The sequence below is a fragment of the Thermococcus sp. genome, from assembly GCF_027008145.1.
In the GTDB taxonomy this organism is placed as follows: Archaea; Methanobacteriota_B; Thermococci; order Thermococcales; family Thermococcaceae; genus Thermococcus.
The window spans coordinates 1-6,174 of sequence record NZ_JALTCZ010000141.1; the positions used below are offsets into that span (position 1 = coordinate 1).

Here is a 6,174-nt window from a genome sequence, read left to right on the forward strand (position 1 = left end):
CCCCTCTCGGAGGGCAGTACACCCGGGAACGCTGGCGGGCTTAACTTCCGGGGTCGAAACGAGACCGGGTGTGGCCCCGCCGCTATGGCCGCCGTGCCAATAACCCCTCCCGAAACGAATTTATAAATTTTGCGGTCTTGGGACAAGCTTAATAACATCTGCGACAAAGTTCTCCGGGTGGTGAGATGGGACTCATCGAGGACAAGGCACTTGTTGAAGCTGCCCTCTTCGTTTCCGGCAGGCCTCTCAGCCTCAAGGAGCTTTCAAGGGCCCTCGGAATACGCTCCCTCGATTACCTTGAGAAGCTTATAGAGCTCATAGCTGCAGAATACGCCGAGAGAAAGAGTGCCATAGAGGTCGTCAAGGTTCTTGGAGACAAGTACGTCATGCAGGTCAAGCAGGAGTACAGCCAGAGGGTAATACACCTGATGCCGAGGCCGGACCTAAGAACAGGGGAGCTTAAGACGCTAGCACTCGTAGCCTACCTCCAGCCGATAGAGCAGAGCAAGATAATAAAGCTCCGCGGGAGCCAGGCATACGAGCACATCAAAAAGCTCGTCGAGATGGGTTTAATTTATGCGGAACCCTACGAGAGGACGAAGCTCCTCGGCACAACCCAGAAGTTTGCTGAGCTCTACGGCTTCACCGAGAACGACCCTAAGATTATCAAGGAGGCCTTCAAGAAGGTCGTCCACGCCGAGTACAGCGACCTCATAGAGAAGCTCGAGGGTAAGGATAAGGAAGAAAAGTCCGAGTAAACGTTTATAGATTTCTTGAGGCTATAGTTTTCCACTTTTCTGCTTTGGACAGAAATAAACTCTTTTCTGCCTCAAAGAAGGCTTGAGAGAAAAGTTTAAATAAGGGAACGTCGGATTACCATTAGGGTGAGTGCTATGTCGGGCCTTACTAAGGAGCAGATTGTAGGTCAGATCATCCGACAGAGGGGTCTTTCAAAGGCCGAGATTGAGAGAAGAATAGCGGAGATAGCCAAAAGGGAGGGCATCTCTGAGCACGCCGCCGCTGTGATGCTTGCTGAAGAGCTCGGGGTCAAGCTCACCGAGGGGGAGCTTCTCCACATAGCTGATCTCGTCCCCGGGATGAGCGGGGTCAACATCGTGGCGAGGGTTCTCAGGAAGTTCCCGCCAAGGGAGTACGCCAAGAAGGACGGTTCAAAGGGCAGGGTCGCGAACATCATCGTTTACGACTCGACCGGTCAGGCGAGGCTCGTCCTCTGGGATGCCCTCGTTTCGAAATACTACGACGAGCTCAGCCCCGGCGACGTCATCAAGGTCATAGACCCCTCCGTCAGGGGGGGGATGAAGGGGATCGAACTTCACGCCAACTTCAGGACGAGGATGATCAAAAATCCAGAGGATCCACGAGTTGAGGAGATACCTCCCCTCGAAGAGGTCAGGAGCTACTCCTACAGGAGGGTGAAGATAAAGGACCTTCAGGGTGGCGAGCGCTTCGTTGAGGTTAGGGGTACGGTGGCAAAGCTCTACAGGGTTCTCGTCTACGACGCCTGCCCGGAGTGCAGGAGAAAGGTTGACTACGACCCGGCAACGAACACGTGGCTCTGTCCGGAGCACGGTGAAGTTGAGCCCGTCAAGATAGTCGTCCTCGACTTCGGCCTCGACGACTCTACCGGTTATATCAGGACAACCCTCTTCGGCGATGACGCCGCCGAGCTCCTGGGAGAGTCGCCTGAGGAGATTGAGGCCAGGATAAAGGAGCTCGTCGAGGGCGGGCTGACGATAAAGGAAGCCGGAAGAAAGGTGGCGGAGGAGGACTACTACACGCTCCTCGGCAGGGAGATAATAGTACGCGGTAGCGTCGTTGAGGACAAGTTCCTTGGAACCCTGCTGAAGGTGAGAAGCTGGGAAGAGATCAACGAGAGGCGCGAGATAGAGCTCGCCAAGCGCGAGCTGTACGAGGCCGTAAAGTCCCTTGAGGGTGGTGAGTGAAATGGAGGAGGTTCGATTTAAGAGGAGGAAGCCTGCCGTCGAGAGGAAGATAGCCGATATAAAGGAGGACGACACCCGCGTCTCCCTCATAGGAAAGGCCTTCAAGGTAGACAAGCTGGACTACACCTTCTGGATCGACGACGGGACTGGAGTTATACTCGTCGAGAGCGAGGAGAACGTTCTTCCCGCGAACGGCCAGATTGTAAGGGTCATTGGCAGGGTCATCAGGAACGAGGAAGGTGTCCACATCTTTGGCGAGGTCATACAGGACTTCAGTGAGGCCGACCTTAGGGCCCTTGAGGAAATCAGGGAGCTCGAGAGGAAGTATCTCCCGAAGGTCGAGGGGATAATCAACTTCTTTGGGGGTGAGGAGCAATGAAGAAGCGCCTCCCCGCGAGCAGAGTCTACATCAGGGACATCGTCGAGGGCTACTATGTGAGGAGTGAGGGTGACTTCGAGCCCAACTACCTGATAACCAAGGACGCAAGAAAGGTCTACCGCGTCAAGGTCGTCGCGACGGTTGTCAGGGAGCCGGTCATAAGCGACGACGAGACCTACGGCAAGTTCCAGATCGACGATGGAACCGGAACGATATGGGTTCTTGGCTTCCGCGACGATACCCGCTTCATAAAGCTCGTGAAGAAGGGCGACTTCGTCCAGATAATAGGGAAAGTTGCAGAGTGGCGCGACGACAAACAGATACTGGTTGAAGGAGTCTCCAAGGTATCCCCAAACTTCTGGATACTCCACCGCTTCGAGACCCTCAAGGAGAAGGTCGAGCACGCCAAGAAGGCCAAGATGGCCTTTGACATATACGACCGCTACGGGATAACCGCGAAGGCCAAGGTCATCGCCAAGAACAAGGGGATAGACGAGGAGATGCTCCAGACGATAGACGAGCTCTACACGATGATGCTCGAACAGAGAACCCTTGAGGAGGAGCTCTTCGAGGAGGAAGAGGAAGAAGAAGCTCCAGTCCTTAACCCCGAGCTTGAGAAGGCCAAGAAAGCAGTTATGGACCTGCTGAGGGAAAAGAAGAAGGCCCTCTCCCACAAGTTCATAGTCAAGAAGCTCTCCGAGGAGTTCGACGAAGAAATCATAGAGGAGGCCATAGCCCAGTTACTTGCCGAGGGGGAGATATACGAGCCTGAGATAGGCTTCTACGAGCCCCTCTGATTTTTTCAATATTGCTCTCTCATCGTCCTTATCACCGGGTCGTAGATGAGGGTAGAGGTTATGCTGTCCACCATCCTGAAGAACTCGTCCTTTCCCCTCTCCAGATCCATTGTTTCCAGTCTTATCAGCTCGCACCTCTCCCCGAGCACCCACTTTCCGAGGAGTATCTTCTCCCTTCCGTCCCTCTCAAGGTCAAGCCTGATCAGTCCGTAGGGGATGTCAGCCGTCCACCAGTTGGCCTTGAAGGTCACCCTCCAGTTGCCTTCCTCGACAGCTTTCGCAAGCTTCTCCATTGTTGTTCTAGGGCCATGAGGGGTCTTGAATGTGACGACCGTCCACAGTCCCTTCTTTTCCAGCTCCATAAGGATTTTATTCTTGAACTCCATCTCGATCACCTCACAACAGACGCGAAGAGGAACGCCATAACAGCGAGGAATATGCTGACCTTTAAAAGCTTCTGGGCGCGGTGGGCGGTTTCCCTGTCCTGGGAGCGGAGTACCAAAAAGGCCGAGTAGAGGATTATGGCATCAACCGGAACCATCGCGAGGTAGCTCAGCCCAACACCGGCCTTTATTGGGAGGAAAGAGGCAAAAATCGTTGCGATCGCGAAGGATGAACCCACGTAGGAGGCCTTCTTCCTCCCCCAAACTATCGGGAGGGTTCTGGCCCCCTTGGCAAGGTCGCCTTCAACGTCCTCTACGTCCTTGATGACCTCTCTAGCAACGTTGACGAGGAAGGCGCAGAGGGCCAGGTAGCCGGCCAGGCCTATGTTGCCGGCGGCAACGGCCCCATAGAGGGGGGTCGCCCCGGTCAGTGAAGCAACCGTCAGGTTCCCTATGAAGGGCATCGGCTTGAGTTTCCAAGCGTAGAAGAACATCGTCACATACGCCAGAACCGCCAGGATGAAGGCGTAGAGGTTTACGAAGACAGCCAGGGTGAGACCGGTGGTGAAGAGAAGCATAGCATACCAGAAGGCCGTCCTCCTGCGCATGGCTCCCCTCGGGAGAGGTCTCTCGGGCCTGTTTATTCTATCTATCTCGTAGTCGAAGTAGTCGTTTATCGTGTTCCCTCCCGCGCACCCGAGGGTGACTACGAGGAAGACGAGAATGTCCTTAATAGCTGATGGAAAGTGACCCACAGCCACTATCGAGCCGAGAAGGCCAACTACCCCTGCTAAGATGCAGTTGTGCGGTCTCGTTATCTCGATGAAGGCCTTTGCTTCCATTAGGGGCACCTAATTCAATTGTTCTGATCTCTTTAAAACCTTTCTACAGCTCCTCTCTCCGGAGAAGGCCCAGTTCCTCTCCGGTCTCAAGGACGCGCATCCTACCAAAGCGAAGCTCCTCAATTCCATTGAGGGAGTCCAGGGGGGTAAGAACCTGCGCAGTCCCGGCCGTAAAGTTCACCCACTTGAGTACCCCCAGGGAGGGACAGAGGCCGTCCCCGTCGATGAAGCCCACGAGGAGGTTGCTCAGCCTATCGAAGTCGACCGCCTGAAGGGCCCTGCTGTAGTGGTGTGGCACCGCCTCAACATCGGCCTTGACGACCGTATAGCGGTTCCCCTTCCAGCCAGCTAAAATAACCCACTTGAAGAGCTCCTCAAGGAGGGCCTTTTCCTCAACAGTGAGAGGCCTCCCGCTGAAGAGCGAGGTTCCGGTTACCTGTATCTCCCCAAGGTTGACCTCTATGGGGGACGCTCCTTTGAAGTAGGCTCTCCACTTGGAGAAGCGGACTTCCCTGCGCTCCTCCCTGCTGTGAACTCTTGCGAGCTCGCTGACCCCGAGTCTGATGACTTCTCCGTACTTCGAGAGGGACTTAGCGAGTCCTCCAAGCTCGTTCCTCCTCTCAAGGAGAACCATAACGTCCGGCCTGACAAGCTCTGCCTTGAGGCGCTTCATCTCCGCTCCAATGCCTGAGACGAAACCGGTCGTGTCTATTATCACCACGTCGGCCTCTCTAAGGGCCATGTCCGTAAGCCTCTTAACGCCGACGGCCATCTCACCGGCGAACTGGGAGGGTGAGACTGTCCCTATGAAGTAGTGCGCAACTCCTGTAAGCTCAGCAAAGCTCTCGAAGGGTTCCTCAGGGAAGGCTAGGCTTATCGTAGCCGGGGGGAGGATGCCCTTCTGCCCGACGTCAGCATCGACTATGGCAACGCTATGCCCGAGGGATATGAGTTCATTTGCCAGGAACGTTGCCAACGTTGTCTTCCCGCTGTCGGTGTCGCCCACTATCATTAGTTTTAAGGGGGCCCTGGACGAGAGCTCCTCAACTAGCTTAACCCTGTCTGGAGGAACCTCGACGGTGTAAGTCGCTTTGTTCATACTCTCACCTTCTCCCCGGGATTAAAAAACTTGATGCTCCCATGACTAGAAAGGCTTATAAGGTTGGGCCCTTTCACTTGTTGAATGGGTAGGTAAAGTTTGACTTATATCGAGTTCATCTCTGAAAAATTTCAAGGAGGTGGTTGAATGGTAGAGGAAGGAGCCCTCACTCCGAGACAGCTTCGCCTCCTGAGGAAGCTCTACGAGGAGGGGAAGAGGATAGAGGTTCACACCGTCGAGAAGACCCAGGACGAGCTTGCAAATGAGCTCGGTATAACCAGGCAGGCACTCAGCAATCACCTGAAGGTTCTCAAGGAGCTCGGCTACATAAGGACGGGTAGGGGTTTCATAGACCTCACCGACAAGGCCCTTGAGTTGCTGGGTGAGAAGAAGGGTGATGTCTTTGTCTTCGTAAAGATTGAACCGACGAAGAGGAGGCAGGTCTACGAGAAGCTCAAGGAGCTTAAGATAAAGAAGATCTACCGCGTCACTGGCGACATAGACCTCATAATCGAAGCCGACAAGACGAAGCTCGACGAGATACTTGAGGAGATAGCTTCCCTTGACGGCGTGAGGGAAACTAACACTCACCTCGTCCTTGAGGTTCTCTAAAGCTCTTTTTCAATCCTTCTTTTTAGCTCTTCAACGTTCTGCCCAAACTTTGCTGAGACAGGAATGAATACGTTTTTGGCTTCAGCGTGCGAAACCCC

8 protein-coding genes and 1 rRNA gene are annotated in these 6,174 nt (G+C 54.4%); 5 read left to right on the forward strand and 4 right to left on the reverse strand.

Translation table 11 applies throughout. From position 1 onward, the window contains the following. Positions 1 to 96 (reverse strand): 5S ribosomal RNA (rrf, locus tag MVD07_RS06715); the annotation flags it as partial. Between the two features lie 89 nt (positions 97 to 185). Between rrf and scpB the strand changes: the two genes are divergently transcribed. The 4 genes from scpB to MVD07_RS06735 all read left to right on the forward strand — a co-directional run bounded on the left by scpB (position 186) and on the right by MVD07_RS06735 (position 3,140). After that, the gene (gene scpB, locus MVD07_RS06720) at positions 186 to 758 is read left to right on the forward strand and encodes an SMC-Scp complex subunit ScpB (RefSeq protein ID WP_297499929.1); all 573 of its coding nucleotides are present in this window, start codon (positions 186 to 188) and stop codon (positions 756 to 758) included. A gap of 135 nt (positions 759 to 893) precedes the next feature. Continuing rightward, positions 894 to 1,964: an OB-fold nucleic acid binding domain-containing protein gene (locus MVD07_RS06725; RefSeq protein WP_297499939.1), complete on the forward strand. Its 1,071-nt coding sequence runs from the start codon at positions 894 to 896 to the stop codon at positions 1,962 to 1,964. Position 1,965: 1 nt separating this feature from the next. Next, a complete protein-coding gene (locus tag MVD07_RS06730; RefSeq protein WP_297499941.1) occupies positions 1,966 to 2,343 on the forward strand; it encodes a replication protein RepA in 378 nt (125 codons plus the stop codon). Further along, entirely contained in the window at positions 2,340 to 3,140 is an 801-nt protein-coding gene (locus MVD07_RS06735; RefSeq protein ID WP_297499931.1) for an OB-fold nucleic acid binding domain-containing protein, read from the forward strand. Before MVD07_RS06730 ends, MVD07_RS06735 begins: the two co-directional genes overlap by 4 nt. A 5-nt stretch (positions 3,141 to 3,145) precedes the next feature. Here MVD07_RS06735 and MVD07_RS06740 read toward each other — a convergent pair whose 3' ends face one another. The 3 genes from MVD07_RS06740 to MVD07_RS06750 are packed head-to-tail and all read right to left on the reverse strand — an operon-like array spanning position 3,146 to position 5,464. Continuing rightward, on the reverse strand, positions 3,146 to 3,526 hold the full coding sequence (locus MVD07_RS06740) for a ribonucleoside-triphosphate reductase (RefSeq protein ID WP_297499933.1): 381 nt from the start codon (positions 3,524 to 3,526) through the stop codon (positions 3,146 to 3,148). Positions 3,527 to 3,531: 5 nt separating this feature from the next. Continuing rightward, positions 3,532 to 4,365: a geranylgeranylglycerol-phosphate geranylgeranyltransferase gene (locus tag MVD07_RS06745; protein WP_297499944.1), complete on the reverse strand. Its 834-nt coding sequence runs from the start codon at positions 4,363 to 4,365 to the stop codon at positions 3,532 to 3,534. Positions 4,366 to 4,408: 43 nt separating this feature from the next. Next, positions 4,409 to 5,464, reverse strand: coding sequence for a Clp1/GlmU family protein (locus MVD07_RS06750; protein ID WP_297499935.1), 1,056 nt, complete (start codon positions 5,462 to 5,464; stop codon positions 4,409 to 4,411). A gap of 147 nt (positions 5,465 to 5,611) precedes the next feature. On the opposite strand from MVD07_RS06750, the gene MVD07_RS06755 reads away from it, so the two are divergent. Next, positions 5,612 to 6,076 carry an Lrp/AsnC family transcriptional regulator gene (locus MVD07_RS06755; RefSeq protein ID WP_297499937.1) on the forward strand — a complete coding sequence of 155 codons (465 nt, stop codon included), beginning with the start codon at positions 5,612 to 5,614 and terminating at the stop codon, positions 6,074 to 6,076. Positions 6,077 to 6,174 lie beyond the last annotated feature (98 nt).

Bases quoted from the DNA above. Each gene is read 5' to 3' on its own strand.
- MVD07_RS06750 (WP_297499935.1), bottom strand. From the start codon at position 5,464: ATGAACAAAGCGACTTACACCGTCGAGGTTCCTCCAGACAGGGTTAAG.
- MVD07_RS06740 (WP_297499933.1), bottom strand. From the start codon at position 3,526: ATGGAGTTCAAGAATAAAATCCTTATGGAGCTGGAAAAGAAGGGACTG.
- scpB (WP_297499929.1), top strand. From the start codon at position 186: ATGGGACTCATCGAGGACAAGGCACTTGTTGAAGCTGCCCTCTTCGTT.
- MVD07_RS06755 (WP_297499937.1), top strand. From the start codon at position 5,612: ATGGTAGAGGAAGGAGCCCTCACTCCGAGACAGCTTCGCCTCCTGAGG.
- MVD07_RS06745 (WP_297499944.1), bottom strand. From the start codon at position 4,365: ATGGAAGCAAAGGCCTTCATCGAGATAACGAGACCGCACAACTGCATC.
- MVD07_RS06735 (WP_297499931.1), top strand. From the start codon at position 2,340: ATGAAGAAGCGCCTCCCCGCGAGCAGAGTCTACATCAGGGACATCGTC.
- MVD07_RS06730 (WP_297499941.1), top strand. From the start codon at position 1,966: ATGGAGGAGGTTCGATTTAAGAGGAGGAAGCCTGCCGTCGAGAGGAAG.
- MVD07_RS06725 (WP_297499939.1), top strand. From the start codon at position 894: ATGTCGGGCCTTACTAAGGAGCAGATTGTAGGTCAGATCATCCGACAG.